Raw genomic sequence first — 26,363 nt, 5'->3', positions numbered from 1 at the left:
AGACGGGATACCCGCCTCGAACGTGACATCACCGCAGAGCGGCCGCCTCGGCGGCGAGCTTGCGGACGCGGTCCCAGTCGCCGTCGCGGACGGCGTCCGCCGGGGTCAGCCAGGAGCCGCCGACGCAGCCGACGTTCTTCAGCGCCAGGTACTCGGCGGCGTTCCCCGGGCCGATCCCGCCGGTCGGGCAGAACCGGATCCCCGGCAGCGGCCCGGCGAGCGACTTCAGGTAGGCGGTGCCGCCCGCGGCCTCGGCGGGGAAGAACTTCATCGCCGTGATCCCGCCCTCCAGCAGCGCGATCGCCTCCGAGGCGGTCGCGACGCCCGGCAGGAACGGCAGGCCCGTCGCGGCCATCGCCGCCTGGAGCCGGGGCGTGCAGCCGGGGCTGACCAGGAACCGGGCCCCGGCCGCGGCCGAGCGCTCGGCGTCCTCGGGCCGGACGACGGTACCGGCGCCGACCACGGCGTCCGGCACCTCGGCGGCGATCCGGGTGATCGCCGCCAGGGCGGCCGGGGTGCGCAGCGTCACCTCGATCACCGGCAGCCCGCCCTCGACCAGGGCACGGGCCAGCGGGACGGCGGCCCCGGCGTCGTCCAGCACCACGACCGGGATCACGGGGGCGAGGTCGAGCAGCTCTTCGGCGGTCATGCGGGCTCCATGTCGGGCAGGCTCTGCGCGAGCCGGACGGCGGCGCCGACCAGGGCCGGGCCGGGGTGGACGATGAGGGCGGTCGGGATGGCGCGCACGTAGTCCTCGACGGGGGGCTTCCCCTCGAAGCGGGCGCGGAACTCGCTGGCGTGCAGGACGTCCACGATGCGCGGCAGGATCCCGCCGCCGAGGAGGACGCCGCCGCGGGCGCCGAGCGTGAGGGCGGCGTTCCCGGCGAGCGAGCCGAGCAGCGCGCAGAACATCCGCAGCGCCTCGACGCGGCGCGGGTCGTCGTCGCGGCGCTCGGTGATCTCCCGCGCGGTGAGGCCGGCGGCCGGCGCGCCGTCCAGCACCGACAGGTACCGGTGGATCCTGGCGAGGCCCGCACCGGACAGCAGGTACTCGGCGGTGGCCGCGCCCTTCTCGGCGCGCAGCAGCCGCGCCACCTCGATCTCCCGGTCGGTCGCGGCCGGGACATCGACCTGCCCGCCCTCCCCGGGCACCGGCACCCAGCCGTGCGGCGTCGGGACGAGCCCGGCGACGCCGAGCCCCGTGCCGGGACCGACCACCGCGAGCGGCGCCGCACCGGCGGGCGCGGGAGCACGCCCGCCGACGGCGACCAGGTCGTCCGGGCCGAGGCGCGGCAGGGACAGGGCGAGCGCCTCGAAGTCGTTGATGACGTCGAGGTGCGGCACGCCGAGATGGGCGCGCACCTCCTCCACACTGCCCCGCGGCCAGCCCGCGTTGGTCAGGTGGTACGTCCCGCCGCCGACGGGCCCCGCCACCGCCAGGCACGCGGCGGACGGCCGCACCCCGACCGCGGCGAGATACGCGGCGGCCGCCTCGGCGAGCCCCGGATACCCGGCGGTGGGCAGCGATCTCACCTCGGACGGGACGCCGCCCGGCCCGTCGAGCAGCGCGAACCGCGCGTTCGTCCCCCCGACGTCCGCGACCAGCCACACCCCGCTCATGCCTGCCTCCCGTGGGGGGCGACCCCCCACACCCCCCGGTTCGCTCCGCTCATGCCTGCCTCCCGTGGGGGGGCGACCCCCCACACCCCCCGGTTCGCTCCGCTCATGCCTGCCTCCCGTGGGGGGCGACCCCCCACACCCCCCGGTTCGCTCCGCTCATGTGAAGACCCCCGCACCCCGCTCGGCGGGCCCCACCGCGTCGCGGAACGCCTGGAACAGCTCGCGTCCCGTGCCGTAGGTCTGGCCGGGCGGCGGGGCCGCGGGCTCGCGCGCGGCGAACTCCTCGTCCGGGACGAGGACCTCCAGGACGCCACTGTCCGCGTCGAGCCGGACGATGTCGCCGTCGCGGACGCGGGCGAGCGGCCCGCCCGCGGCCGCTTCCGGCGACACGTGGATCGCGGCGGGCACCGCCCCAGAGGCGCCCGACATACGACCGTCCGTGACGAGGGCGACCCGGTGGCCGCGGTCCTGCAGGACCGACAGCGGAGGGGTCAGCCGGTGCAGCTCCGGCATCCCGTTCGCGCGCGGGCCCTGGTTGCGGACGACGGCGACCACGTCCCGGTCGAGCTCCCCGGCGGCGAACGCCTCCTGGAGCCGCTCCTGCGAGTCGAACACGCGGGCGGGCGCCTCGATCGTCCGGTGCTCCGGCTTCACCGCCGACACCTTGATGACCGCCCGCCCCAGGTTGCCGCGCACGGTGTGCAGGCCGCCGTGGGTGTCGAACGGGGCCGCGACGGGCCGCAGGACGTTCACGTCGCCCGACTCGGTGACGGTGCTCCGCCACTCGGCCTTGCCCGCCGCGTACTCGGGAACGTTCCGATACGCGGCGAGGGTGTCGCCGCCGACCGTCCGCGCGTCCTCGTGCAGGAGCCCCGCGTCGATCAGCTCGCCGATGAGGAACGCGGTGCCGCCCGCGGCGTGGAAGTGGTTCACGTCGGCGGTGCCGTTCGGGTAGAGGCGGGTCAGCAGCGGCGTGACCTTGGACAGCTCGTCGAAGTCGTCCCAGGTCAGCTCGATGCCCGCGGCCGCGGCCATCGCGACCAGGTGCAGCGTGTGGTTGGTGGAGCCGCCGGTGGCGAGCAGCGCCACGATGCCGTTGACGAACGCGCGCTCGTCCAGCAGCTCGCCGATCGGCGTGTACTCCTCGGCGAGGTTCGTCAGCTTCAGGATGCGGCGCCCGGCGGCCTCGGTCAGCGCGTCGCGCAGCTTGGTGCCCGGCGGGACGAAGCTCGCCCCCGGCAGGTGCAGGCCCATGACCTCCATGAGCAGCTGGTTGGAGTTCGCCGTCCCGTAGAAGGTGCACGTGCCGGGCGAGTGGTAGGACGCGGCCTCGGCGGCGAGGAGCTGCTCGCGGCCGATCTCCCCCGCCGCGTACCGCTTGCGGACCTTCGCCTTCTCCCCGTTCGGCAGCCCCGACGCCATCGGCCCGGCCGGGACCAGGATCACCGGCAGGTGCCCGAACGACAGGGCGCCGATCACCAGCCCCGGCACGATCTTGTCGCACACGCCGAGCAGCAGGGCCCCGTCGAACATGTCGTGCGACAGCGCCACCGCCGTCGCCATCGCCACCACGTCCCGGCTGAACAGCGACAGCTCCATGCCCGCGCGGCCCTGCGTGATGCCGTCGCACATCGCGGGCACGCCCCCGGCGAACTGCGCCGTCCCGCCCGCCGCGCGGATCGCGCCCTTCAGGATGTCCGGGTAGTCCTGGAGCGGCTGGTGCGCCGACAGCATGTCGTTGTACGCCGACACGATCGCGATGTTGGGCGTGACGTCGCCGCGAAGCCACAGCTTGTCCTGGACGCCGCACGCCGCGAACCCGTGCGCGAGGTTCGCGCAGCCCATGCCGCCGCGCACCGGACCCTCCGTCCGGGCGTCGCGGATCCGGCTCAGGTACGCGCCGCGCGCGGCGGCGCTCCGTTCGGCGACACGGCGGGTCACTGCCTCCAGCGCGGGATGTACGGGCATGGGACGCTCCAGACCAGGGGGAACTCTAGATCGCCAAGCTATCGGGACATAGGTCATCCGTTCAACCCCACTTATGAAGTTTGAATGACATAAGTCAGCAACTTCCGCCAACTAGACGCACTGAACGCCCGCGTGCTTGACTGGCCGGATGCCCCGCCCCGTCTCCCGTCCGTCCACGGCCGGCGACATGCTGAGCCTGATCCGCGAGGACGGCGTCGCCACCCGCGCCGCCCTGGGCCGCCTCACCGGGCTGTCGCGTCCCGCGGTCGCGTCCCGGGTGGCGGCCCTCGTCGCCGCCGGCCTCGTGGTGGAGCGCACCACCGGGCCGTCCACCGGCGGACGCCCCCCGGCCCGGCTGGAGTTCAACGCCGCCGGCGGAGCCGTCCTCGTCGCGAACCTCGGCCAGTCGCGCGGCCAGCTCGCCGTCTGCGACCTCGCCGGGACGATCATCGCCCGCGCCGACGGGCCGCCGGCCGAGACCTCCCCGGGCAAGACCCTCCCCCGCCTCCTGGACGAGTGGTCCGCCCTCCTCGCCTCGTCGGGCGTCGCCGAGGCGTCGCTCCGGGGCGTCGGCCTCGGCGTCCCCGATGCCGTCGAGCACGCCGCCGGCCGCTGGGACGCCGTGGAGATCGCCGCGCCCATCGCCGACCGCTTCGGCGTCCCCGCCTACCTCGACAACGAGGTCAACGCCGCCGCGCTCGGCGAGCACCAGGCCCACCCCGGCGTCGGCGACCTGCTGTTCGTCAAGGTCTCCACCGGCATCGGCGCGGGCGTCATCGCGGGCGGCCGCATCCAGCGCGGCGCCCTCGGCGCGGCCGGCGAGATCGGCCACGTGCCCGTCCCGTCGCCGCTGGAGGCGCCCTGCCGCTGCGGCAACGTCAACTGCGTCGAGGCCATCGCCGGCGGCACCGCCCTCCTGGCCCGCTCGCCCGCCGACGACCTCCCCGCCCTCGCCGCGCTGGCCCGCTCCGGCGACCCCGCGACCGTCGCCCTCCTGCGCGACGCCGGCCGCCGCATCGGCGAGGTCGTCGCGACCGCCGTCAACCTGCTGAACCCCGCCGTCGTCGTCCTCGGCGGCGACCTGGTCGGCGCCGACGAACCCCTGATCGCGGGCCTCCGCGAGACCGTCTACCAGCGCTCCACGGCCCTGGCGACCCGCACATTGCGCATAGAGCCGAGCCGCCTGGGCGAACAGGCGGGCCTGAAGGGCTGCGCGGCGATGGTCCTCGACAACATCCTCTCCCCCGAAGCCATAGACACCGCACTCCACTAGCCACACCCCGAATCGCGCAGGTCGACGCCTTTCGGAAGCCCGGGCGCCGACGCTTTTGCGCGCACCGTCCACGGAAAGCGAATCACCTCGGTACGGTAAGCGGCACGACAGCATCAACTGAACGCCGACTTCTCAGTGAGAAATGCTGTCACTCAGAGTCCGCGAGCAGATCTGAGGTGGTCCAGTGCCGGACGTCCCGACGCCGCGATCCGTCCGCCAGACCGCCGAGCAGATGAGCCGCACTGACCGGCTGTCAACTCCCGGGGCGCGGTGGCTGCTGCCACTCCGGGCGGGGGTGGCCCTCGTCATCGCCTGCGGCGCCGCCCTCCTCGTCTGGGCGGTCTTCTTCTCCGCGGAGGACGGGCCGGACCTGCCGCACGAGGGGAAGGCCGGGCAGGAGGTGACGGACGGCACCGTCATATACCGGCTGACCCGCGTCCGCTGCGGGCTCCGGTCGCCGCCGGGCGCTCCCGGCGAGAAGCCGGACAACGGGCAGTTCTGCGAGCTCACTCTGGACGTCCGCAACCCGGGCGGCTCGCCCGCGTCATGGGACGCCCGCCTGGCCGCCGGGAACGCGACCTACGCTCCGGAGTGGCACCTCGAACAGAACGACGCCAAGGCGCTCACCGGCCGCACTGAAGCGGACGAGCATCGTACGGGGCGGCTGGTATTCGACATCGCGCGATCCGCGGACCCGGTGGAATTGACGATAGGGGTCGGCCTGTCGGGCGACGCCGGGGCACGCATCTCACTTTGACCGGGGCACCGCCGACAAGCCGGCGAGCGCCACGGTTCTGATCCGTGAAGGGGTCAGCGTTCGCGGTTCTTGTAGAGCTTCGGCTTCTTCGACTTGCCGGGGAAGACGACGATGAGGTGCTTCTCTGCGGGCGGCTCAGGTGCGAACGTCTCGGGTTCGCCGCGACCCCGGACGTACACGCGGACGCGGTAGGGCCCCGGACCCGCGGCGGTGATGACCGGGAAGTCGCTCGGGGCGTCCATCGAGCCGGCCTTGGCGCGTCCGTCCGGGCTGTCGAATCCGACCTCGGCGACACGCTCCCAGCCTTCGAGGGCGGGCGGCGGCGCCTTCCGGTAGGCGCGGACGGTCAGGCACAGCGAACCCTGCGTACCGGTGATCACGGTGACGGACCGGCCGTCGGTCCCGACCAGCCCGTTCTCGATCGCCGCGTCGAAGGAATCGCCCGAGCCCCCGACGAAATAGCTGCCGCTCTCGCCGCCCGACATGATGTCCGTGGCCTCCGTGACGGGTTTCGGGCCCTCCGGCGCGGTGCGCTTGCAATACGCCCTCTGCCGTTCGCGCTCGCGCTTGTACCGCGCCAGCATCGCCGCTGACTTCTGCTCCTGTTCGCGCATATCCGCCGCCGCCCGTCTGGGGCAGAGGTAGGCCATTTCGGCGGTGGAAGGCCAGCGGGCGCCGGGGCGCCCGGGAGTCGTCCGCGGTCGCGGCCTCTGGCCGAGGCAAGCGCGCCTTCCCATCTCGAGTAGAACGCCGTCGGGCACCGTCGCCTTGGGAGACGGCGCGTCGAGGGGCATGTACGGGGAAGCGCCTCGGATGGAGCACAGGTAGGCGAGTTGCCTCTCCCGTTCCGGCATGCTCTCAACGGTCGGCACCAGCGTTTGCGAGGCTGCCAATCTCCGGGGCGGAACCTTGCGGCAGTCCCCCCAATCGGCCATCACCGGTTGAGGGGTCCTCTGGTCGCCGGCCGCACCCAGCACGAGCCCGCCCACCAGGACCCCGGCCACGGCGCGCACCATCCAGCGCCCCGGACGGTAGACCGCCGCCAAGAGGAGGGCGACGAGCACGATCCGGCCCGTCCACCACGCGATCTGCCGGCCGGGCCAGGGTGTGAGCCACAGGTCGGTGCACGCCTCTCCCCATTGGGCCAGGTCATAGCCGAACATCAGCGGGTGGGCGAGATACACCGGGGCCAGAATGGCCAGGGCGGCCCATCCCGCCGCCCGCCGCTTTGTCACCACCCACATCAGGAACGCCGGAACGACGACCAGGTAGGGCGCGGCACTGATTTTCAGGAACCCCGGAAGCTGCACCACGTCCGTTTGATGTAACCAGGCGGTGCACTGGCCAGGGGAAAGAATGGCCCCGAAGCCGTACCCTTTCCGCTGGCGGCCGAGCATCCTGAAACCGGCGTCAAGAGCGAGAGGCACCGCGCTCAGCGCGAGCGCGGCCGCCCACAGAATCGATTCCGTCCGCCGGCTCCATCGCAACATGATCGAGAACCATAGCGCCGGCCGCACCGATGGTGCGGCGTCACCACCCGGCCGGCGCGTCCGCCACTAAACTGATCGGGAAGCGTCAATTGAATGGTCGAGGGGTGCGCGCATGGGGTCGATCGTCCCGTACGGGTCCAGCAGTCCCGAGGTACGGCGCGGAAGCGGGGCGATCGCGCGGGCCGCCGCTCCCCTCCACAGGCCGGGCGAGATGGGCCTGGACGGCGGACGGCTCCGCGAGGAGTGCTGGCCGACGGTCGGAGAGGGCACCCGGGCCCGCCTCGCCGAACTGTCCGGCGCCCCCATCGACTGGTTCGCCCGGGAGGACGGGTCGAGCGGCGACGGGCGCTGCTACGCCGTGACATTGGGCGAGGCCGGGCTGTCCATCGCGGAGCCGCGGGTGAACACCGAGCACCGCCCGGTGTACGCGATCACCTCGTTCCAGTTCGCGCCCGGCTCGCTCCGCCACGTCCGGGTGGATCACCGCCCGCCGCCGTACATGGCCGGCGGCGGGCCGTCGTCCGGCGGTGCCGCGACGCCGCCCGACATCGGCCTCGGCGATGCGGCCAGAGGTGTTCTCGGCAACCTCCCGCCGCAGGCCCAGGAACTGCTGCAGGCACCGTTCACGCCCCAGCGGAAGGTGCTCCGCCATAACTGGTACTACGAGGGCTTCGACCACCGGCTCGACGCGTTCGTGTTCTACCTCGCGGGCGCGAAGGACGTGACGTTCACGACCGGCACCAAGATCGTCCCGGCCGGGCACACCGACGCCACCGCGCACTGGTCGCTGACCTGCTACCGCGCCTCGGTCGCCCGCCGCATCGGCCGTTGATCTCCACCGACCGGGCGGGAGGACGTCTCCGGCACCGTCCGGTAACGGTCACCGGGACGCGGCCCATCGGGGGCACGCTCGGCGACTACGCTGATCAAGTCTCGTCACCGCGTGGTCAGGGAGGGACACAGCCCGTGCTTCCGATGGTCTCGTCCGGTTCCGGCGACTCCGGGGTGCGGAGCGGCGGGTAGCGGTGCGCGGGCAGTTCACCGAGCTGGACGGGCACGACGCCTACGAGCTGCTGGGCATCGCCCCGGGCGCGTCCCCGAAGGAGATCAAGCGGGCGCACATCGCGCTCGTCCGCAAGCACCACCCGGACCGGTTCCAGGACGAGCGCGCCAAGGCGGAGGGCGCCGAGCGCACCCGGCTCATCAACGCCGCCCGCGACGTCCTCCTCAACCACCGCGCCTCGTACGACGCCGCCCGCCGTCCCCCGGAGCCCGAGCCCGACGAGGAGCTCATCGAAGATCCCTGGGACACGGCGGCGAGCACGGCACCGCCCGACCCCTGGGCGACGGCCGCGGCTGGCGCACCCCAGCCCGGTCCCTGGGACACGGCCGCGGCGGGCGCACCCCACCCCGGCCCTTGGACGCCCACCGCACCCGGGCCTCCTCCCCCGCCCCGGGTCAGGCACATCCACCACTACCACCCGACCACCCCGCGCCGCGGAGCGTACAAGGCCGGCATCGGCTGCGCGGTCTTCGTCTTCGTGTGCTGGGCCCTGATCGTCGGCACGGTCGTGATCACATCGCTCCGCCCCGACGGCCCCGAGGCCGAAACGTCCGTGCACGACGACCTGGCGGGTACCTGGACCGGGACCGTCCAGGACCGCTACGGCCGCCGCGCGAAGTGGGCCGTCGAACTGAAGCTGAAGAAGGGCGAGCGCGTCGGCGAGGTGCGATACCTCAAGGGCAGATGCGCCGGAAAGGCCGTCCCTGTCTCCTACGCCGGGAAGTCCCTCATCATCCGGACGGACTTCCCCGACGGGCAGTCCTCGTGCGACGTCGGCGACATCACTCTGACCAGGCGCAAGGACGGCAAGGCCGACATCGTGTACTACGCGTCCAACCAGAAGACGAAGAGGACGACCGGCGTCCTGCGCCACCCCGATTAGCCCGCCACGGTCAACTTGTAATTGACCGCCGTGCGGAAGTCTCCACTGCGCCCGCGAATGGCGACCTTGTGCGGGCCCGCCGCCAACGGCGGAATGACTCCCCAGAGCCCGCATCCGTATGCCCGGACGGTTCCCTCATCGCTGGCGGGGTTACCGGCGACCCCGACGATCGTGATGGGCGTCGCCGACCACCGCTTCAAGGGCACGCTCTTCCCGTCCAAGGTGATCCTGCCCGCGGCACCTCGCATGAACGCCGCGCAGTCGGCCTTGGAGCCGCGCTGATTGACGACCGGCGCGACGATCGTCCGGCCCGCCGGAACCTCGCAGGTACGCGACACGGCCCCGCCGAACGTCCCCGCCAGGAACCAGAGGCCGTCGGGCTGCTCGGCGGCACAGAACTCGCCCGTCGTGTCCTCCACGGGGTTGCGCCCCGAGGGCGAACCGGCGGCCCAGCTCCACCAGGCCCCCTGCGCCTTCCCGGGCCCCAGGTCCACGGACGCGCTCGGCGAAGGCGGCGCGCTCTCCGTCGCGGTCTCCGCCTCGGCCGAAGCCGAGACACCGTCCGGCTTCTCCTCGGCACACCCGGCGACCAGCCCTAACACGACCAGCGCAACCACAACTCGCCCAGTGATCATCGCCGCAGATTAGCGCAGACCCGATCTTCACGAGACGCCGATGCCCATCGCAGCCGCAGGGAACGACGCCCGGGGATCGCGAGTCTCGCCAAAGGCGAAGCCGCGCCGCACCTGCGGGACGGGCTCGTAGCTCACGCGGTACTGGATCAGCGGGCGTCGCGGCGGGCCTGGCGGCGGGCGCCCTTGGCTCGGGTGGCGGCGTGGCGGCGGTTCAGGGCCGGGTCCGCGCTCGTCGGTCTGCGGCGGCGGGTCGTCTGGGCCGTCATCGTCTCCGGGGCCGGGGCTCCCGGTCGGGGCGGGGGCGTCCCGGACGCGGTGGCGGCGGCGATGCGCTCGGCCTTCAGTTCGGCCGCGCTGCGGCGGGCGGCCCTGGCCAGGTACCAGCTCACGCGGGCCAGAGCGTCCTCGAACACCTCGGCCTTCTGGGCGTTGCGCCGGTTCTTCGGGCGGGCCTTGCCTCGTCCGCCGTACTGCTCGACGCGGGCGCTCGCGGTGCGCCGGTACTGCTTGCTGTACTTGTCGCGGGCCCGGCGGATCCGTGTGTGCAGGTCCGCGAGGCCGTCCTCGTCCAGGCGGGTGAGTTCGGCGGTCTCCGTCTCCCGGACGAGGGCCGTCTCGGGCTCGTTGAGCGAGTTCAGCAGCGCCTTCATCGGCCCTCCAGGCGGTCGGTGCGCGCTTTCGAGCGTCGCACGGACCTCGCCAAAGGCGGGGACGAGGGACTCCCAAAAACGGCAAAGCGCCACATCTTATTGACCTCAGGTTTTGTTGAGGTTCTAGCGTGGCGACATGGTCAACGAAGTGGATGGAGTGCGGGTCGCGGTGCTCGGGCTCGGCGAGATGGGATCCGCGCTGGCGGGGGCACTGCTGGACGGCGGGCATCCGACGACCGTCTGGAACCGCACGAAGGGCAAGGACGAGGCGCTGGTCGCCAGGGGCGCGGTTCGCGGCGCGAGCGTCAGGCAGGCCGTCCAGGCCGCGGACGTCGTCGTGATCAACGTGAAGGGCGCGGCGAACGTCCGAGAGCTGCTGGAGCCCGCCCGGGACGTGCTCGCCGGGCGCGCCGTCGTCAACCTCAGTGACGGGACGTCCGAGGAGGTCAGGACGGTCGCCGGCTGGGTCGGCGAGCGGGACGCGGAGTACCTGCACGGGCAGATCATGACCATCGCGCCGGGCGTCGGGCATCCCGACGCGACGGTCTTCTACGGCGGCGCGGCGGGCGTGCACGAGCGGTACCGGGAGATGCTCGGGCTGCTCAGTGGTCATGCGCCGCTGGTGTCAGACGACCCGGGTGTCGCCGTCCTCTACGGGATGGCCGTGCACGGGACGATGTGGGGTCTCCTCAACGGGTTCCTGCATGCCGCCGCCGCGCTGGGGGACGCCGGCGTCGAGCTCAAGCAGTTCCTCGCGCACGCCGATAAACCGATGGCGGCGCTGTGGGGCTTCCTGCCGTCGATCGCCGAGGAGGTCGACCAGGCGAGTTACGCGACCCCGTTCGGTGCGCTGCGGCATCACCTGCCGTCGGTCGAGGACCTCGTCCGGGAGAGCCGTGACCGCGGCATCGACGGCGAGCTGCCCGAGTACACGCTCTCGCTCGTCCGGAAGGCGCTGGAGCAGGGCCATGGGGACGACGGCTACTCGCGTCTGGTGGAGCACTTCCGGGGGTGAGGTCAGGCCGCCTGCGCCTCGCGCGCCGTGGCGCGGCGGGCGAAGGCGCCGATCTCCTTGATGGCGACCAGGCCCTCGCGGGAGATGTCGGCGAACACCTGGAAGACGTGGGCCTGCCCCTCCCAGATCTGGAGGGTGCACGGGACGCCGGCGGCGCCGAGGCGCTCGGCCATCAGTTCGGCGTCGGCGAGGATCACCTCGATCGCGCCCGCCTGGATCAGGACGGGCGGCAGGCCGCCGAGGTCGGCGTGCACCGGGGAGAGCCACGGGTCGGTCGGATCGGCGCCGGGGAAGCAGGTGTGGACCATGTCCCACATGCGCTTCGCGGGGATGTACGGGTCGATCGCGGCGTTCGCGTGGGCGATCTTGGGGTCGATGTCCAGGTCGGCGAAGGGCGACAGGGTGGCGATCCCGGCCGGGCGGGGCAGGCCCGCGCGGAGGGCGTGCAGCGGCGCCATGAAGGCCAGGTAGCCGCCCGCGGAGTCGCCCGCGACGACGATGTCCTCCGGGTCGCGGGTCGTCAGGAGCAGGCGGTAGGCGTCGACGCAGTCGTCGATGGTCGTCTGGATCGGGACGCGCGGCTGCATCCGGTAGGCGACCGACAGCACGGGCATGCCGGCGGCCTGGGAGATGCGGGCGATCATGCGGCGGTGGGTGCGCAGCCCGCAGGCGACGAAGCCGCCGCCGTGGAAGTAGAGGATCGCCTGGCGGGAGTCCATAGACACGCCGGGGCCGCGGACCCATTCGGCGGCGCAGCCGAGCCCCTGCACCTTGGTGACCTTCGTGCCGCGCGGCGGCACCAGCAGGACCGCGCCGAGGTCCAGGAGCGGGGCGAAGCGCAGGGTGTGCGGGGTCCACGGGAGGCGTTCGATGAGCGGGCGCACCAGCCGGCGCATGAGCCGCGCGGCCACCCGCGCGCTCCGGCCGCATCCCGCGCGTTCCTCGATGACCGGTGCGACCGCCATAGACCGTTCCTCCCGTCGCGTCGGACGGGAGCATACCAAGTAAGTGCTTGGGTGCCTATGGGTGGAGGGCCTCGTCCGGCGGGCCCGTGGCCACGCCGGTGAAGCGGACGGTGAGGCCCTCGCGTTCGGGGGCGCAGCAGTAGGGGCCCGCGGTCGCCGCCACGCCGGGCGGGAACGGGGCGAGGCGGATCATCTGCCAGGGGTCGTCGCCCGCGCGCGCCCGGATCGTCACGGCGTCGCCGGAGCGGCTGGCCCGGAGCGTCACCTCACGGCCGTGCCACGGGACGGGCGCGGACGACCAGTCAGAGACCGTGCGGGTGACCACGGCGCCCAGTTGCAGCTCACCGTCGCAGTACTCGACGCCCGCCTTGATCCAGGTCTCCTCGTCCAGGCGCACGAGCAGGCCCGCCTGGTCGAACTGCCGGTCGTAGTCGGCGACGAAGGAGACCTCGATCGCCGCCTCGGGGCCGAGCGGCGCCAGCAGGGCGTGGCCGCCGTCGCGGTCGTAGCCGTAGGACGTGGTCCGCCAGAAGTCGCTGCCCTTCGCGGCGGTGACGAGCAGGGCGCCGCCGTCCTCGACGGCGGCCGGGGGCGGGTTGAGCCATTCGCCGGAGATCACGACCCGGAATCTACGGGAGTGGTGGGGTTAACTCCACCCTCCGTCCTGGACCTTTCCTCCGGTTTTCATGGTGCTGGGCCCAGTGCCCGCCGAACTGTCGGACGCGAAGGTTGTGATGGGCACGAGAGAACCGGCACGGGAGGGCATGATGGCGGGCACGGTGGCGCTAGGGGCGATGCGGGGGAGGGTGCGGCCGCTGCTCACCGAGGCCGGGCTACTGGTCGTGCTGTTCGCGTTCTACAAGTACGGACGGACGCTGATCGAGCAGGGCCCCGGCGAGGCCATGTCGAACGCCGAGTGGCTGTGGCGCTTCGAGCGGTCGTGGCTCCCGAGCGAGGTGGACGTCCAGCAGTGGGCGCTCGGCTGGGACCACACCGCGTTCCTCGCCAACCTCTACTACGTCGGCGTCCACTTCCCCGGGACGGCACTGCTGCTGATCTGGCTCTTCGTCCGGCACCGGCCGTCCTATGCGAGGGTGCGGAACGAGCTGGTGGTGCTGACGGCGGCGGGCCTGGCCGTGCACATGCTCTTCCCGCTGGCGCCGCCCCGGCTCGCGGGCATCGGCGCGGTCGACACGATGCTGACCGTGGGGCCGTCCGCCTACCCGGCGGCGGCTGACGGGATCGCCAACCAGTACGCGGCGATGCCCTCCCTGCACATCGGCTGGGCGCTGCTCGTGGCGGTCGCGGTGGTCCGGGTGTCGCGGAGCCCCTGGCGGTGGGTGGTCGCGCTGCACGCACCGGTCACGGTGTTCGTGGTGGTCGTGACCGCGAACCACTACTGGACGGACGGGATCGTCGCCGCGCTCCTGCTCGCCGGAGCCATGGCGCTGGTTTCCGTCGCGGGGCGGGTGCGGCAGGGTGGGGTGCATGCCGCCGCCGACGCACACACCGCCGCCAACGCACACGCTGCTGCCGACACATACGAGTACCGAGGTGCCGGACGTCCCCGTGGCCCTGTTGCCGGTGGGGAGCTTCGAGCAGCACGGGCCGTTCCTCCCGCTCGCGACGGACACGGTGATCGCCTGCACGCTCGCGGCGGAGATCGCGAAGACCCATCCGGTGCGGACGCTCCCGCCCGTGACGATCTCGTGCTCGCATGAGCACGCCGGCTGGCCCGGGACGGTGAGCATCTCGGCGGCGACCCTCCACGCGGTGGTGCGGGACGTCGCCGAGTCGCTGCGCCGGGCGGGGGTGCCGAAGCTCGTGCTGGTCAGCGGGCACGGCGGCAACTACGTCCTGGGCAACGTCGTGCAGGAGGCCCACGGCGACATGGCGCTGTTCCCCGGGTTCGACGACTGGGAGGACGCGCGGCGCGCGGCGGGGATCGAGACGTCCGGGGAGAGCGACATGCACGCCGGGGAGCTGGAGACGTCGATCCTGCTGCACGCCCACCCGGAGCTGGTCCGGGACGGGTACGCCACCGCCGACCATCTGGCCGACGACCGGCGGCACCTCCTGACGGCCGGGATGGCCGCCTACACCGGGTCGGGCGTCATCGGGCGGCCCTCACTGGCCCGCGCCGGCAAGGGCCGGGACGCGCTGCGGCACCTTGTCGCGGCGTTCGGGGACGTCCTCGCGGTGCTTCAGCAGCAGGGCCGCGGCGCCGGGCAGGCACGCGACGAGGCTCAGCACCCCGTAGACGACGGAGACGGTCAGGCCCTGCGCTGAGCCGAGCCCGGCGGCGCCGAACGCCAGGGCGAGGACGGCCTCGCGCGGCCCCCAGCCGCCGACGTTGATCGGCAGCACCATCACCAGCAGCGCCAGCAGCAGGAGCGGGAGGAGCTGGACGAGCGGAGCCGTCGCGCCGACCACGCGGGCCGCGACGACGAACAGCGCCAGATGCCCCGCCAGCGCCGCGACCGACAGGCCGACGATGCCGGGCCAAGCGCGCGCGGCGGCGCGCAGGTCGGCGAAGGTGGACGCAAGGGCCGGGTGCCTCCAGCGCCCGAGGACAAGGAGCAGTACAAGGACGACCCCCACGGGGATGAGCGCCGGAGCCATCGCCGACAGCAGAGCCGGATGGACGAGCAGGGCCGCGAGACCCGCGACGATGGCGACGGCCTGGCCGGCGGTCCGTTCGAGGAACACGGCCCGGACCCCGCGGGCGACGTCGCCCGACCGGTGCCCGTGGCTCACCGCCCTGTGGACGTCCCCCAGAACACCGGCCGGCAGCACCGCATTGAGGAACTGGGCCCGGTAGTAGTCCGTGATGGCGCCGGACATGGGCAGGTGCAGGCCGACGCGCCGCGCGACCAGCCACCAGCGGGCCGCGCTGAGCGTCGTGGTCAGCAGCCCGAGGGCGAGGGCCGCCGCCACGGAGGCGGCGTCGATGGCATGGAGCGCCGCCACGAAGGCGTCCGTGCTGTGCCACCACAGCAGCGCGCCGAGGATGCCCAGCCCGATCGCCATGCGGCCCCACGGCCACAGCTTCTTCACGCCTGCCCCCCGGGAACGGCGAGCAGGTCGACGTGGCGGACCTCGACGGTGAGCCGGTCCTCGGCGCAGGCGGCGAGGCGGCGGCTCAGGTAGTCGTCCGCGAACGGCGCGAGGCCGGGGTTCTGCTCGACGGCGGCGCCGACCCAGCCGCGCAGCCACGCGGCGATCAGCGCGGACTGCCCGGGGCCGAGCCGCCACGGGCTCGGGCGGGTGACGACGGTGGCGCCGCGCCGCCCGAACGCCTTGGTCGCGGCGGTGACGGCGTCGGGCCCGAGCAGCCCGCCGCGCCGCTGGTGGGCGTCGAAGGCGGCGGCGTACTCGTCGTCGAGCGGCTCGGACGGGGTGAGCCGGACGCGGCCGACGACCGACAGGGTGAGCAGCACCGGGCAGCCGGCCGCCGCCGCGATCGCCTCGACCTCCGCGGCGGTGAGCACGTCCAGCAGCGCGGACGCGGCCACCAGCGACGCGCCGACCAGGTCGGACGCGCGCAGGTCGGCGATGGCGCCGGTGCGCGTCTCGACCGTGGCGGGCGGCCCGTCGGCGGTGGCGAAGGAGCTTTCGCGGGCGCGGTCGAGCAGCGCCGGGTCCCGGTCGAGCAGGATCCAGTGCTGCGGGCCGCGCAGCCGCCCGGACAGCCAGCGGCCCAGGGAGCCGGTGCCGCAGCCGAGGTCCCAGATGACCAGCGGCCCGTCCGCCGGCAGCGCCGCCCGGAGCGGATCCAGCAGCTCACCGGCCCGCGCGGCGGCGTCGGCCTCCTCCCGCAGCGCCAGCCACGACGGCGCGTAAGGGGACGCTCCGTCACGCCCCTCTGGCGGGTTCGTCGCGATGCCTTCACTTCCCTCGATCATGGGCGCGCCTCCCTGCGCAGCCGGGACAGGACGGTGGCCATGCGGCGGGCGGTGTCGTCCCAGCCCGGCAGCATGGTGCGGCGCAGCCGTGCGGCGGCGCGGAGCCGGCCCCGCAGGTCGGGGTCGACGAGCCAGCGGCGCAGCGCCGTGGCGAGTGCCTCGGGGTCGCCCGGCGGGACGAGCAGGCCGGGGACGGCCCCGGCCGGGTCCCAGCCGAGCGCGTCGGGCACGCCGTCCGCCGAGGTCGCGATGACCGGGATGCCGCGCGCGAGCGCCTCGGTCACGACCATCCCGAACGTCTCGGCGCGGGACGCGAGGACGAGCGCGTCGGCGGCGGCGTAGGCGTCGTCCAGCCGCTTGCCGGTGAGCGGCCCGGCCAGTTCGACCCGGCCGGCGAGCCGGTGCCGGCCGATCAGGCGGCGCAGCCGCGTCACGTGCTCGGGGTCGCGGGTGAGCGGACCGGCGCATTCGCAGTGCCACGGCAGGTGCGCAAGGGTGGCGAGGGCCTCCACCAGGACGTCGTGGCCCTTGCGCGGGGTCACCGACGCCACGCACAGCAGGCGGGTGGCGCCGTCGGTGCCGGACGCGAGCGGCGCGGGGTCGGTGCCCGGCGGGACGGCGTGGACGCGGGACGGGTCGAGGCCGTGGTGGGCGATGAGGTGGTCCTTCGCCCACGGGCTGGTCGCGACGACCGCGGCCGCCGCCTCCAGGACCTTGCGCTCGCCCGCGTTGAGATCGTCCTGTCCGGGCTCGTCCGCCAGGGGGAGGTGCACCAGGACCGCGAGCCGCAGCCGGCCCGCCTCGGGGACGACGATCTCCGGTACCCCGCACGCGACCAGGCCGTCCAGCAGCACGGCGGCGCCATCCGGGAGCGAGGCGAGGGAGCGGGCGAGCGCGGTCCGCGCCGGCTCGTCGGGGCGCGGCCACGACCCCGGCACCTGGAGCATCCGGACGGGCCGCCCGGACGCCGCCAGCTCCTCCCCCACCCGCCGGTCGTACCGGTTGCCGCCGCTCGGGGCGGTGTCGTCGTCGATGTCGCCGGGGACGACGAACGGGATCTCCGGCGCGGTCATAGGTCCCGCTCGTAACTGGCCCAGGCGACGTGCGACTCGTGCAGCGTCACCGTGATGCCGGACAGGCCGCGCGCGTTCTCGCCGAGCGCGCCCGCGTGGACGCGGTCGGCGAGCCGGTCGGCGATGACCTTGGCGAGGAACTCGGTCGAGGTGTTCAGGCCCGCGAAGTCCGGCTCGTCGTCCAGGTTGCGGTAGTTCAGCCCGCCCAGGACCTCGCCGAGCGCGCGGGTGGCGAGCCCGATGTCGACGACGAGCCCGTCGGTGTCCAGGTCGGCCCGGCGGAACGTCGCGTCCACCACGTAGGTCGCGCCGTGCAGCCGCTGCGCGGGCCCGAAGACCTCGCCGCGGAAACTGTGCGCGATCATCACGTGGTCGCGGACGGTAATACCGAACAAGAAGCCCTCCTCAGTAGGCGACTCAGTTGGCGACTCAGACTCGAATGACGACTCAGTAGACGATCCGGTGGCACAGGGCGGGCAGCCTCCCGGCCGCCAGCGCGGGCATGATCCGCGGCAGCTCCGCGAAGGTGCTCTCCCCCGTGACCAGCGCGTCGAACGCGGGGTTCGCGAGCAGCCGCAGCGCGAGCGCCAGCCGGTCGGCGAAGCTCCGGCTCGCCCGCCGGGCCGGCGGCACCGCGCCGACCTGGCTGCCCCGGACGGTCAGCCGCCGCGAGTGGAAGAACTCGCCGAGCGGGACGCTGACCTTCCGGTCGCCGTACCAGCTCAGCTCGACGACCTGCCCGTCCGGGGCGAGCAGCTCCAGCGACCGGGCCAGCCCCGCCTCGGTCGCGCTCGCGTGGACGACGAGGTCGCAGCCGCCCGCCGCCCGCTCGGGCGAGGCGAACTCCACGCCGAGCGCCTCCGCGACGGCGAACCGGGACGGATCGGTGTCGACCAGCTGGACGCGGCATCCGGGGAACCCGGCGAGGACCCCGGCGACCGAGCAGCCGACCATCCCGGCGCCGACCACGGCGACGCGGTCGCCGACCAGCGGCGGCGCGTCCCACAGCGCGTTCACGGCGGTCTCGACCGTGCCCGCCAGGACCGCCCGCTCCGGCGGCACCCCGTCCGGGACGGGGGTGACCGCGCCCGCCGGGACGACGTACCGGGTCTGGTGCGGGTAGAGGCAGAACACGGTGCGCCCGGCCAGCTCGGCGGGGCCCTCCTCGACCACGCCGACGTTGAGGTACCCGTACTTGACCGGGCCGGGGAACGTCCCGTCCTGGAACGGCGCCCGCATGATCGCGTGCTGGCTCGGCGGGACGCCGCCGCGGAACACGATCGCCTCCGTGCCCCGGCTCACGCCCGAGAACAGCGTGCGGACCAGCACCTCCCCCGGCCCCGGGTCGGGCAGGACGGCCTCGCGGATCTCCCCCTTACCGGGCGACAGGATCCAGAAAGCGCGCGTGTCGCGCCGCATCCCCGCTCCTCCCCCGAGTCGCACCCGCAGTCTCCACCGGGCCCGCGGTCTCCACCGGGCCCGCCGCCTCCGCCGGGCCGGCCGTCTCCGCCGCGGCCGCCGCCTCCCGGCCGCGCCGCGCGGCCAGCCACCGCACGTCCCGGCCGAACGACCACAGCAGCAGCGCCAGCGCCGCCGCCACGAGCAGCTCCGCGTGCGGGACGACGCCCGCCGCGGCCACCACCAGCGCCACGCCCTGCACGACGGCCACGGCCTTGCGCGCGATGCTCGGCCGCAGGTCGGCGCGCAGCCACGGCGCGGCCCAGGCCGCCGCGCCGAACGCGTACCGCATCGCGCCGATCGCGAGGACCCACGGCCCCGCGGTCCGGGCGACCTCGACGCTCAGCACCAGCACCAGGAAGGCGTCGGTCTCCATGTCGAACCGCGCGCCGAGCCTGGACGCCGTGCCGGTGCGCCGGGCGACCTGCCCGTCCACCCCGTCCAGGACGAGCGCCGCCGTCGCCGCCGCGACCAGCGCCGCCGCATGCCCGCCACCGGTCAGATGCCCCGCGACCAGGGCCGTCACACCCCCGGTCAGCACGACCCTCGCCAGGGTCACGTGGTCGGCCGGCCCGAGCGCGCGGCGGTGCCGGAACGCCCGCGCGAGCAGAGCCCACGAGGCCAGCGCGTATCCGCCGCCCACGGCCAGGCCCGCGTGGCCGGGGCGGAGCACCGCCAGCAGCGCCAGCTGCGCCGCGGCCGCGAGCGCCAGCTCGGGTCCCCGGGTGAGCCGGGGGCGGCGCGGCAGCGCGAGCGGCACCCGCACGGGCGCCGGCGGGCGCGTCAACGTCATCGGCCGCGTCATCAGCGCACCTCGCTGACCGGCGCCCCGTCGACGACGGCGCCGCGGGCGGGGGTGTCCAGCTGCGGCAGGTCGTGGCCGAGCCGGTCGCGCTTGGCGGTCAGGTAGCGGATGTTGTCGTCGCTGACCGGGACGAGCAGCGGCACCCGCGCCGCGACGGCGACGCCGTAGGACTCCAGCGCGCTGACCTTGTCCGGGTTGTTCGACATCAGCCGCACCGCCCGGACGCCGAGGTGCCGCAGGATCCGCGCGGCGGGCCCGTAGTCGCGGACGTCCACCGGCAGCCCGATGGCGGTGGCGGAGTCGACGGTGTCCAGGCCCTGGTCGTCCTGCAGGATGTGGGTGCGGACCTTCGCGACGAGGCCGATCCCGCGCCCCTCGTGCCCGCGCAGGTAGACCAGGACGCCCGCGCCCTCCCGGACGATCGCGTCCAGGGCCGAGCCGAGCTGGTCCCCGCACTCGCAGCGGGTCGCGCCGAAGATGTCGCCCGTCATGCACTCGGAGTGCATCCGGACCAGCACGTCCTCGCGCCCCCGCACGTCGCCGCGGACCAGCGCCATGTGCTCGTGCCCGTCGACGGGGTCCCGGAAGGCGACGGCGCGGAACACGCCCCGCCGGGTCCTGAGGTCCGCCTCCGCGATGTCCTTCTGGTCGATGCCCTGCTCGTGCATCGCTCCCCTTCCTCGGCTCCGCAATCACCTCTGGTACGTGGCGACCGCACCCGGTGGTTGCGTCCCTGAACGGTCCGTACAACCGGTGGCACGCAGGGGAGGCTCCGCAGGGTTCAGCCTAGGCGCGCGCGGACCACCAACTCGTGAAGGGCACGGCGGTTCGCCGGCGCTTCCGGCAGGTCGCTGCGGTCGCGCTCGTCCTCCAGGCGGGCGGTGAGCGCGGCGACATCGTCCCGGAGCCGCGACGGACCGGGCGCGTCCAGCGGCAGCAGGTGGGCGCCGCGCAGGTCGATGTCGGAGTCCTCGGACGGGAAGCCGTACAGGTGCGCGCCGCTGACCGTGAGGAACGCGCGGGGGTAGGGGTGGTCGGCGGTGAGGCGCGCGTGCATGCCTTCGGGGAGTCTCACCAGTTCACGCTCCTGCGGCGGACGGAGATCAGCAGGTCCTCGACCGCGGCGCGGTCGGGTTCGGGGGGCAGCGGGGTGGCGGCCATGGCCGTGTCGATGCCGGCGGTGAGGGAGGCGCGCCACTCCTCGATCTCGGGCCAGGCGACCTCGCCGCGGCGGACGGCGAGGAGGCGGTCGCGCAGGTCGCCGACGTCCACCAGCGGCTCGCCGTGCCGGACGAGGTGCAGTCCGCTCACGAGCAGCCGCAGCATGTGCATGACGTGCTTCCAGCGCGGCGCGCCGCCGTTGCGCAAGTCGCCTTCCAACTTGCGGAACTGGGCCTCGGCGTAGCGGAGGAAGGTGCGGTGCGCGTGCCGGGACAGGAAGGCCGTCCGGACGGCCAGCAGCTCCTCCCCGACCGGTGTGACGCGTTCCACGAGCGGCGACCACAGGCACTCCAGGACGGTCGGGTTCGCGCCGAGCGCGAGCTCGCAGAAGCGCTCCAGCTCCCAGGAGAACTGCTCGGGCAGCGGGCCGTCCAGATGGGTCGGCGGCTTGGTGAAACCCCAGAACAGCGGGGCCGGGGCCGCGTACACGCCGCGCCGGTCGACGTCACTTTCACTCGTCGCGAGCCCGTAGGCTCGCGAGCCGGTCACCACGGACAGGATCGTGTGGTCGCGCACCAGGTCCGGCGCCGGGCCGCGGTCGGGGTTCGTCACGGAGGCAGCCTGGCGCAGGCCGATCACGGGTGTCGAGCGGATTGACCGGTTGCTGTAAACGGTTACAGATCGGCCACGGACTTGCTGAAAATTTCTGCAAGAGGTTTACGTCCCTGCAACGCGTTGCTAACGTCCCGGTCCAGCCCCCCATCTCTTGACCTGCGGGGCGACGCCCCGATACGGCGCGTCCCCGCGAAGGAGGACACCATGCGGCGCACCCCCCGGATCCCCGGCGCCCCACTGGCGGGCGCCCTCGTCTGCGCCGGCCTCGCGCTCTCGCTCACCGCCTGCGGCGGCGACGACGGCGGCGCGGCCGGCGGCACGAGCGAGGCGAGCCTGCAGGGCCGCGGCCCCATCACCTTCGTGACCGGCAAGGACCGCTCGGGCCACCTGCAGAAGCAGGTGGACGGCTGGAACGCCGAGCACCCGAAGGAGCAGGTCCGGATCATCGAGCTGCCGGACGAGCCGAACGACCAGCGGCAGCAGATGATCCAGAATGCCACCACCAAGTCCGACGCCTACGCGGTGCTCAACCTCGACGTGGTGTGGACCGCCGAGTTCGCCGCCAACCGCTGGCTCACCGAGATCCCCAAGAGCCGGGTCGACCTGTCCAAGATGCTGCCCGCGACGATCACCACCGGGCAGTACCGGGACCGGCTGTACGCCGTGCCGTCCACGTCCGACGCCGGGATGCTCTACTACCGCGAGGACCTGCTGAAGAAGGCCGGGATCTCCGCGCCGCCGAAGACTTACGCCGAGATGTGGGACGCCTGCGCCAAGGTCGAGAAGCTGCCCGAGGCCAAGGACATCGACTGCTTCTTCACCGAGGTCAACAAGACCGAGAGCATGACGATCAGCGCGGTCGAGGCGATCGGCAGCGCCGGGGGCTCCATCATCGGCGCGGACGGCAAGCCGGCCCTGAACACGCCGCAGGCCAAGCAGGGCGTCGAGTTCCTGGTGAACGCCAAGAGGGAGCACATGCCGAAGGAGGCCGTCACCCTCGACACCGAGGGCGGGCGCCGCTACTTCCAGTCCGGCAGGCTCGTCTTCCAGCGGCAGTGGCCGTACCAGTACGCGCTGGCCGACCAGAAGGACGGCTCGTCCAAGGTCGCGGGCAAGTTCGCGGTCGCGCCGCTGCCCGGCCCGAACGGCCCCGGCGTCGCCAACCTCGGCGGGCACAACCTCGCGATCTCCGCGTTCGCGAAGAACAAGGCGTCCGCACTCGACTTCATCCGGTACCTGACCGGTGAGCAGTCGCAGCGCGCCAACCTGCTCGCCACCTCGCAGGCTCCGACGCTCGCCGCGCTGTACGACGACCCCGAGATGGTGAAGAAGTTCCCGTACCTGCCCGTCCTGAAGCAGGCCATCGCGAACGCGAAGCCGCGCCCGGTCGCGGTGAAGTACGGCGACGTGACCGCCGCGATCCAGGGCGAGATGTACGACGCGGTGACGGGCAAGAAGCCCGCCGACCAGGCCCTGACCGACCTGCAGGCCAAGCTCCAGCCGCTGACCGCGCAGTGAACCGCGCATGAACACCACCACCACCGAGACGCAGCCCGCCGCGGGGACGCCCGCGGCGGGCGCCGCCCGCCGGCGCGGGCGCGACGTGCAGGGGACGAGGCGCCTGGCGGCGCTGCTGCTGTCCCCGACGCTGCTGGTGCTCGCGCTGGTCATCGGCTACCCGGTCCTCGCCGGGTTCCGCGAGTCGCTGTACGCGCGCGGCGAGGGCCTGGACGCGCAGGGCTTCGTCGTCGAGGGCGACCGGTTCGTCGGGCTCGGCAACTACACCGCGATCTTCCAGGGCGACCGGGCCGGCGCGTTCTGGAACGCCTTCTCCAACACCACGTTCTTCACCCTGACGACCGTGGTGCTGGAGACGCTGATCGGCGTCGCGATGGCGCTGATCATGCACCGGGCGTTCCGGGGGCGGGCCGTCGTGCGCGCCAGCATCCTCGTCCCGTGGGCGATCCCCACCGCGATCTCCGGGCTGCTGTGGCGGTGGATCTTCCAGGCGGACGGCGCCGCGAACGCGGTGCTGGGCCGGCAGATCCTGTGGACCGCCGACGGTTTCCCCGCGAAGATGGCCGTCGTCATCGCCGAGGTGTGGAAGACCTCCCCGTTCATCGGGCTGCTCGTCCTCGCCGGGCTGCAGATGATCCCCCGGGACGTCTACGAGGCGGCGCGGGTGGACGGCGCCGGGCCCGTCCAGCAGTTCCTCCGCATCACGCTTCCGCTGGTGAAGCCCGCGCTCCTGGTCGCCGTGCTGTTCCGCATGCTGGACGTGCTGCGCATGTTCGACCTGCCCGCCGTGCTGATCGGCGTCAACCAGAAGTCGGTGGAGACGCTGACGATGATCGCCTGGTTCGAGGCGTCCAACCTGCGCTACGGGTCGGCCGCGGCGTACGCGACCGTCCTGTTCCTCTACATCGCGCTGATCGCGTACCTGTTCGTCAAGCTGCTCGGCGCCGACATCATCGGGGAGGCCCGCCGGCAGAGCAGGCGGGAGCGGAGGAGGGCGGCATGACCCAGGCGAAACGGCTGCTGTCCTATCTCGGTTTCGCGGCGGTGGCGGTGTACTGCCTCGCACCGTTCTACTGGATGACGATCTCGGCGTTCCGCCGCCCGCAGGACCAGTTCGACAACTCGGTCGTGCCGTCCCGGTGGTCGTGGGAGAACTTCTCCGCGGTCTTCTCCGGCGGCAACGGGTTCGGCCGGGCGCTGCTGAACAGCCTCGTCGTGGCCGGCCTCACCACCGTGCTCACCCTGCTGATCGGCACGTTCACCGCCTACGCGCTGGCCAGGCTCGACTTCCGGTTCAAGAACGCGGTGCTCGGGCTGATCGTCGCGACCACGATGTTCCCGGGAATCTCCCAGCTGGTCCCGCTGCTGAAGCTCTTCACCGACATCAAGTGGATCAACACCTACCAAGCGATGGTGCTGCCCAGCCTGGGCTTCGCGCTGCCGCTGTCGGTGTGGCTGCTGACGGCGTTCTTCCGGCAGCTGCCGTTCGAGCTGGAGCAGGCCGCCATGGTGGACGGCTGCACCCGCGGCCAGGCGTTCCGCAAGATCATCGTCCCGCTGGCGGCGCCGGGGGTGTTCACCACGGCGATCCTGACGTTCATCGCCGCGTGGAACGAGTTCCTCATCGCGCTGTCCATGGTCAACAAGAAGGAGATGCAGACCGCCACCGTCGCGATCTCCAAGTTCACCGGCGTCTCCGGGTTCGACCAGCCGTTCGGCACCCAGATGGCGGCCGGGGTGGTCGTGACCGTCCCGCTCATCGCCGTGGTGCTGGTCTTCCAGCGCCGGATCGTCGCCGGCCTCACCGCCGGCGGCGTGAAGTGAGCGCCCCACTCCTGAGCCCGTACCCGCACCCCGCGGGCTCCCGATCCGAAGGATGTTCATGACGCAGGACACCCTGCTCGCCCGCGCCCCCCACCCGGAGGAGGGCACCCGCTGGTGGCGCGACGCCGTCATCTACCAGGTGTACGTGCGCAGCTTCGCCGACTCCGACGGCGACGGCGTCGGCGACCTGCCCGGCGTCCGGTCCCGGCTCCCCTACCTCGCCGGTCTCGGGGTGGACGCGCTGTGGCTCACCCCGTTCTACGTCTCGCCGATGGCCGACTTCGGCTACGACGTGGCCGACTACCGCGACGTCGACCCGCTGTTCGGCACCCTCGCCGACGCCCGCGGCCTCATCGCCGACGCGCACGCGCACGGCCTGCGGATCATCGTGGACGTGGTGCCCAACCACACCTCCGACCGGCACGCCTGGTTCCGCGCGGCGCTCGCCGCGCCCCCCGGCTCCGCCGAGCGCGCCCGCTACATCTTCCGGGACGGGCGCGGCCCGGACGGCGCCGAGCCCCCCAACGACTGGGAGTCGGTGTTCGGCGGCCCCGCCTGGACGCGGGTACCGGACGGCCAGTGGTACCTGCACCTGTTCGCGCCCGAGCAGCCCGACCTGGACTGGGAGAACCCCGAGGTCCGCGCCGAGTTCGCCGACATCCTGAAGTTCTGGCTCGACCTCGGCGTGGACGGCTTCCGCGTGGACGTCGCCCACGGCATGGCCAAGGCCCCCGGGCTCCCCGACGTCGGCCACCCGAACCAGGTCGAGATGCTCGGCACGGCCGTCCTGCCCTACTTCGACCAGGACGCGGTGCACGACATCCACCGCGCGTGGCGGCGCCTCCTCGACTCCTACGACGGCGAGCGGATCGCCGTCGCCGAGGCGTGGGCACCGACCCCGCGGCGGCTCGCCCACTACACCCGCCCGGACGAGCTGCACCAGGCGTTCAACTTCCACTACCTCACCGCGCCGTGGGACGCCGCCGCGCTGCGCGAGGTGATCGAGGAGTCGATCCGCACCGCCGGGGAGGTCGGCGCGCCCGCGACCTGGGTGCTGTCCAACCACGACGTGAAGCGGCACGTGACCCGGTACGGCGGCGGCGCGGCCGGGTTGCGGCGCGCCCGCGCGGCGGCGCTGCTCACGCTCGCCCTGCCGGGCTCGTCCTACGTCTACCAGGGCGAGGAGCTGGGCCTTCCGGAGGTCCTCGACCTGCCGGAGGAGTTCCAGCGGGACCCGCAGCGGCTGCGCGGCGAGGGCGCCGGCCGCGACGGCTGCCGCGTCCCGCTGCCGTGGGAGGGCGAGGAGCCCCCGTTCGGGTTCGGCGCGGGCCCCGCGTCCTGGCTGCCGATCCCGCCGGACTGGCGCGGCCTGACCGTCGCCGCGCAGAGCGCCGACCCCGGCTCGATGCTCGCCCTGTACCGCGAGGCGCTGCGGCTCCGCCGCGACCACCCCGCGCTCGGCGACGGCGGGCTGCGCTGGGAGGCGTCCCCAACCGGCACACTTGTCTTCGTCCGGGAGAACGGGGGGAGGCGGCTCGGGTGCGCGGTCAACACGGGCGGAGAGACGGTGCGGATCCCCGCGCGCGGCACGCCGCTCCTCGCGAGCGGAACGGTCCGGCTGGAGGGCGGCCACCTGGACCTGCCCCCGGACACCGCCCTGTGGTGGGACGTCGAGGAGGGCTAAC

The 26,363-nt window shown here is 73.5% G+C and carries 26 protein-coding genes and 2 pseudogenes; 11 read left to right on the top strand and 17 right to left on the bottom strand.

What is annotated here, in order from left to right:
* Window positions 1–28 precede the first annotated feature (28 nt).
* The 3 genes from eda to edd all read right to left on the bottom strand — a co-directional run bounded on the left by eda (window position 29) and on the right by edd (window position 3,588).
* Window positions 29–649, bottom strand: coding sequence for a bifunctional 4-hydroxy-2-oxoglutarate aldolase/2-dehydro-3-deoxy-phosphogluconate aldolase (eda, locus tag CHF16_RS10375; protein ID WP_089325726.1), 621 nt, complete (start codon window positions 647–649; stop codon window positions 29–31).
* Entirely contained in the window at window positions 646–1,620 is a 975-nt protein-coding gene (gene glk / locus CHF16_RS10370) for a glucokinase (protein ID WP_089325725.1), read from the bottom strand. The genes eda and glk overlap by 4 nt, the downstream gene beginning before the upstream one ends.
* A 156-nt stretch (window positions 1,621–1,776) precedes the next feature.
* Entirely contained in the window at window positions 1,777–3,588 is a 1,812-nt protein-coding gene (edd, locus tag CHF16_RS10365) for a phosphogluconate dehydratase (protein ID WP_089325724.1), read from the bottom strand.
* 148 nt (window positions 3,589–3,736) lie between these two features.
* On the opposite strand from edd, the gene CHF16_RS10360 reads away from it, so the two are divergent.
* The gene (locus tag CHF16_RS10360) at window positions 3,737–4,861 is read left to right on the top strand and encodes an ROK family transcriptional regulator (protein ID WP_089325723.1); all 1,125 of its coding nucleotides are present in this window, start codon (window positions 3,737–3,739) and stop codon (window positions 4,859–4,861) included.
* Between the two features lie 184 nt (window positions 4,862–5,045).
* Window positions 5,046–5,618, top strand: a complete 573-nt coding sequence (locus CHF16_RS10355) for a DUF4352 domain-containing protein (protein ID WP_089325722.1) — start codon at window positions 5,046–5,048, stop codon at window positions 5,616–5,618.
* A gap of 53 nt (window positions 5,619–5,671) precedes the next feature.
* Here the strand turns inward: CHF16_RS10355 and CHF16_RS10350 are convergent, their stop codons facing one another.
* The gene (locus CHF16_RS10350) at window positions 5,672–7,108 is read right to left on the bottom strand and encodes a hypothetical protein (RefSeq protein WP_143227936.1); all 1,437 of its coding nucleotides are present in this window, start codon (window positions 7,106–7,108) and stop codon (window positions 5,672–5,674) included.
* A gap of 112 nt (window positions 7,109–7,220) precedes the next feature.
* Between CHF16_RS10350 and CHF16_RS10345 the strand changes: the two genes are divergently transcribed.
* Window positions 7,221–7,940, top strand: coding sequence for a hypothetical protein (locus CHF16_RS10345; RefSeq protein ID WP_089325720.1), 720 nt, complete (start codon window positions 7,221–7,223; stop codon window positions 7,938–7,940).
* Window positions 7,941–8,133: 193 nt separating this feature from the next.
* Entirely contained in the window at window positions 8,134–9,054 is a 921-nt protein-coding gene (locus CHF16_RS10340; RefSeq protein WP_089325719.1) for a J domain-containing protein, read from the top strand.
* Here the strand turns inward: CHF16_RS10340 and CHF16_RS10335 are convergent.
* Both CHF16_RS10335 and CHF16_RS10330 read right to left on the bottom strand, forming a co-directional pair.
* Window positions 9,051–9,689 carry a signal protein gene (locus CHF16_RS10335; RefSeq protein WP_218826617.1) on the bottom strand — a complete coding sequence of 213 codons (639 nt, stop codon included), beginning with the start codon at window positions 9,687–9,689 and terminating at the stop codon, window positions 9,051–9,053. The genes CHF16_RS10340 and CHF16_RS10335 overlap by 4 nt on opposite strands.
* Window positions 9,690–9,835: 146 nt before the next feature.
* A complete protein-coding gene (locus CHF16_RS10330) occupies window positions 9,836–10,339 on the bottom strand; it encodes a hypothetical protein (protein WP_089325718.1) in 504 nt (167 codons plus the stop codon).
* Between the two features lie 136 nt (window positions 10,340–10,475).
* Between CHF16_RS10330 and CHF16_RS10325 the strand changes: the two genes are divergently transcribed.
* Window positions 10,476–11,354: an NAD(P)-dependent oxidoreductase gene (locus CHF16_RS10325; RefSeq protein WP_089325717.1), complete on the top strand. Its 879-nt coding sequence runs from the start codon at window positions 10,476–10,478 to the stop codon at window positions 11,352–11,354.
* A gap of 2 nt (window positions 11,355–11,356) precedes the next feature.
* Here the strand turns inward: CHF16_RS10325 and CHF16_RS10320 are convergent, their stop codons facing one another.
* Window positions 11,357–12,319 carry an alpha/beta hydrolase gene (locus tag CHF16_RS10320; protein ID WP_089325716.1) on the bottom strand — a complete coding sequence of 321 codons (963 nt, stop codon included), beginning with the start codon at window positions 12,317–12,319 and terminating at the stop codon, window positions 11,357–11,359.
* A gap of 55 nt (window positions 12,320–12,374) precedes the next feature.
* Window positions 12,375–12,938 (bottom strand): DUF1349 domain-containing protein, encoded by a 564-nt coding sequence (locus tag CHF16_RS10315; protein WP_089325715.1) that lies wholly within the window; start codon window positions 12,936–12,938, stop codon window positions 12,375–12,377.
* Window positions 12,939–13,005: 67 nt separating this feature from the next.
* Here CHF16_RS10315 and CHF16_RS41310 point away from each other — a divergent pair.
* Together CHF16_RS41310 and CHF16_RS10305 are read left to right on the top strand one after the other, a co-directional pair.
* Window positions 13,006–13,755 (top strand): annotated as a pseudogene (locus CHF16_RS41310) (phosphatase PAP2 family protein); the annotation flags it as partial.
* A 52-nt stretch (window positions 13,756–13,807) separates the two neighbouring features.
* On the top strand, window positions 13,808–14,608 hold the full coding sequence (locus CHF16_RS10305; protein ID WP_089325713.1) for a creatininase family protein: 801 nt from the start codon (window positions 13,808–13,810) through the stop codon (window positions 14,606–14,608).
* Window positions 14,609–14,611: 3 nt separating this feature from the next.
* Here CHF16_RS10305 and CHF16_RS10300 read toward each other — a convergent pair.
* The 9 genes and pseudogenes from CHF16_RS10300 to CHF16_RS10260 form a co-directional block, all read right to left on the bottom strand.
* Window positions 14,612–15,349, bottom strand: a pseudogene (locus tag CHF16_RS10300) (lysylphosphatidylglycerol synthase domain-containing protein); the annotation flags it as partial.
* A gap of 23 nt (window positions 15,350–15,372) precedes the next feature.
* Window positions 15,373–16,224: a methyltransferase domain-containing protein gene (locus CHF16_RS10295; protein ID WP_342750086.1), complete on the bottom strand. Its 852-nt coding sequence runs from the start codon at window positions 16,222–16,224 to the stop codon at window positions 15,373–15,375.
* Window positions 16,221–17,297, bottom strand: a complete 1,077-nt coding sequence (locus CHF16_RS10290) for a glycosyltransferase family 4 protein (RefSeq protein WP_089325712.1) — start codon at window positions 17,295–17,297, stop codon at window positions 16,221–16,223. The genes CHF16_RS10295 and CHF16_RS10290 overlap by 4 nt, the downstream gene beginning before the upstream one ends.
* Complete coding sequence (locus CHF16_RS10285; protein ID WP_089325711.1) at window positions 17,294–17,692, bottom strand: 6-pyruvoyl trahydropterin synthase family protein; 399 nt, start codon at window positions 17,690–17,692, stop codon at window positions 17,294–17,296. The genes CHF16_RS10290 and CHF16_RS10285 overlap by 4 nt, the downstream gene beginning before the upstream one ends.
* Window positions 17,693–17,744: 52 nt before the next feature.
* A complete protein-coding gene (locus CHF16_RS10280) occupies window positions 17,745–18,716 on the bottom strand; it encodes a zinc-dependent alcohol dehydrogenase (protein ID WP_089325804.1) in 972 nt (323 codons plus the stop codon).
* Window positions 18,673–19,560, bottom strand: a complete 888-nt coding sequence (locus CHF16_RS10275) for a CDP-alcohol phosphatidyltransferase family protein (protein WP_245868338.1) — start codon at window positions 19,558–19,560, stop codon at window positions 18,673–18,675. Before CHF16_RS10275 ends, CHF16_RS10280 begins: the two co-directional genes overlap by 44 nt.
* Complete coding sequence (gene ribA, locus CHF16_RS10270) at window positions 19,560–20,228, bottom strand: GTP cyclohydrolase II (protein ID WP_089325710.1); 669 nt, start codon at window positions 20,226–20,228, stop codon at window positions 19,560–19,562. Before ribA ends, CHF16_RS10275 begins: the two co-directional genes overlap by 1 nt.
* 113 nt (window positions 20,229–20,341) lie before the next feature.
* Window positions 20,342–20,635 carry a DNA polymerase beta superfamily protein gene (locus CHF16_RS41305; protein WP_245868336.1) on the bottom strand — a complete coding sequence of 98 codons (294 nt, stop codon included), beginning with the start codon at window positions 20,633–20,635 and terminating at the stop codon, window positions 20,342–20,344.
* Window positions 20,632–21,333 carry a nucleotidyltransferase domain-containing protein gene (locus CHF16_RS10260; protein WP_179271464.1) on the bottom strand — a complete coding sequence of 234 codons (702 nt, stop codon included), beginning with the start codon at window positions 21,331–21,333 and terminating at the stop codon, window positions 20,632–20,634. The genes CHF16_RS41305 and CHF16_RS10260 overlap by 4 nt, the downstream gene beginning before the upstream one ends.
* Window positions 21,334–21,540: 207 nt before the next feature.
* On the opposite strand from CHF16_RS10260, the gene CHF16_RS10255 reads away from it, so the two are divergent.
* Genes CHF16_RS10255 through CHF16_RS10240 form a run of 4 tightly spaced genes read left to right on the top strand, consistent with a single transcriptional unit; the run spans window position 21,541 to window position 26,362 of the window.
* Window positions 21,541–22,854, top strand: a complete 1,314-nt coding sequence (locus CHF16_RS10255; RefSeq protein WP_089325709.1) for an ABC transporter substrate-binding protein — start codon at window positions 21,541–21,543, stop codon at window positions 22,852–22,854.
* A gap of 7 nt (window positions 22,855–22,861) precedes the next feature.
* Window positions 22,862–23,857, top strand: a complete 996-nt coding sequence (locus CHF16_RS10250) for a carbohydrate ABC transporter permease (RefSeq protein WP_089325708.1) — start codon at window positions 22,862–22,864, stop codon at window positions 23,855–23,857.
* A complete protein-coding gene (locus CHF16_RS10245; RefSeq protein ID WP_089325707.1) occupies window positions 23,854–24,678 on the top strand; it encodes a carbohydrate ABC transporter permease in 825 nt (274 codons plus the stop codon). Before CHF16_RS10250 ends, CHF16_RS10245 begins: the two co-directional genes overlap by 4 nt.
* A gap of 58 nt (window positions 24,679–24,736) precedes the next feature.
* Window positions 24,737–26,362 carry a glycoside hydrolase family 13 protein gene (locus tag CHF16_RS10240; RefSeq protein WP_089325706.1) on the top strand — a complete coding sequence of 542 codons (1,626 nt, stop codon included), beginning with the start codon at window positions 24,737–24,739 and terminating at the stop codon, window positions 26,360–26,362.
* Window position 26,363: the final 1 nt, after the last annotated feature.

The sequence above is a fragment of the Actinomadura meyerae genome (assembly GCF_900188445.1).
Lineage (GTDB): Bacteria > Actinomycetota > Actinomycetes > Streptosporangiales > Streptosporangiaceae > Spirillospora > Spirillospora meyerae.
Note: the sequence above shows the minus strand (reverse complement) of the source record. Positions and strands in the feature narration are given on the sequence as shown.

Coding starts and splice junctions, on each gene's coding strand:
- ribA (WP_089325710.1), bottom strand. CDS start 20,228: ATGCACGAGCAGGGCATCGACCAGAAGGACATCGCGGAGGCGGACCTC.
- CHF16_RS10320 (WP_089325716.1), bottom strand. CDS start 12,319: ATGGCGGTCGCACCGGTCATCGAGGAACGCGCGGGATGCGGCCGGAGC.
- CHF16_RS10280 (WP_089325804.1), bottom strand. CDS start 18,716: ATGCGGCGCGACACGCGCGCTTTCTGGATCCTGTCGCCCGGTAAGGGG.
- CHF16_RS10255 (WP_089325709.1), top strand. CDS start 21,541: ATGCGGCGCACCCCCCGGATCCCCGGCGCCCCACTGGCGGGCGCCCTC.
- CHF16_RS10325 (WP_089325717.1), top strand. CDS start 10,476: ATGGTCAACGAAGTGGATGGAGTGCGGGTCGCGGTGCTCGGGCTCGGC.
- edd (WP_089325724.1), bottom strand. CDS start 3,588: ATGCCCGTACATCCCGCGCTGGAGGCAGTGACCCGCCGTGTCGCCGAA.
- CHF16_RS10330 (WP_089325718.1), bottom strand. CDS start 10,339: ATGAAGGCGCTGCTGAACTCGCTCAACGAGCCCGAGACGGCCCTCGTC.
- CHF16_RS10245 (WP_089325707.1), top strand. CDS start 23,854: ATGACCCAGGCGAAACGGCTGCTGTCCTATCTCGGTTTCGCGGCGGTG.
- CHF16_RS10360 (WP_089325723.1), top strand. CDS start 3,737: ATGCCCCGCCCCGTCTCCCGTCCGTCCACGGCCGGCGACATGCTGAGC.
- CHF16_RS10275 (WP_245868338.1), bottom strand. CDS start 19,560: ATGACGCGGCCGATGACGTTGACGCGCCCGCCGGCGCCCGTGCGGGTG.
- CHF16_RS10290 (WP_089325712.1), bottom strand. CDS start 17,297: ATGACCGCGCCGGAGATCCCGTTCGTCGTCCCCGGCGACATCGACGAC.
- glk (WP_089325725.1), bottom strand. CDS start 1,620: ATGAGCGGGGTGTGGCTGGTCGCGGACGTCGGGGGGACGAACGCGCGG.
- CHF16_RS10240 (WP_089325706.1), top strand. CDS start 24,737: ATGACGCAGGACACCCTGCTCGCCCGCGCCCCCCACCCGGAGGAGGGC.
- CHF16_RS10250 (WP_089325708.1), top strand. CDS start 22,862: ATGAACACCACCACCACCGAGACGCAGCCCGCCGCGGGGACGCCCGCG.
- CHF16_RS10295 (WP_342750086.1), bottom strand. CDS start 16,224: ATGATCGAGGGAAGTGAAGGCATCGCGACGAACCCGCCAGAGGGGCGT.
- eda (WP_089325726.1), bottom strand. CDS start 649: ATGACCGCCGAAGAGCTGCTCGACCTCGCCCCCGTGATCCCGGTCGTG.
- CHF16_RS10350 (WP_143227936.1), bottom strand. CDS start 7,108: ATGTTGCGATGGAGCCGGCGGACGGAATCGATTCTGTGGGCGGCCGCG.
- CHF16_RS10305 (WP_089325713.1), top strand. CDS start 13,808: ATGCCGCCGCCGACGCACACACCGCCGCCAACGCACACGCTGCTGCCG.
- CHF16_RS10335 (WP_218826617.1), bottom strand. CDS start 9,689: ATGATCACTGGGCGAGTTGTGGTTGCGCTGGTCGTGTTAGGGCTGGTC.
- CHF16_RS10345 (WP_089325720.1), top strand. CDS start 7,221: ATGGGGTCGATCGTCCCGTACGGGTCCAGCAGTCCCGAGGTACGGCGC.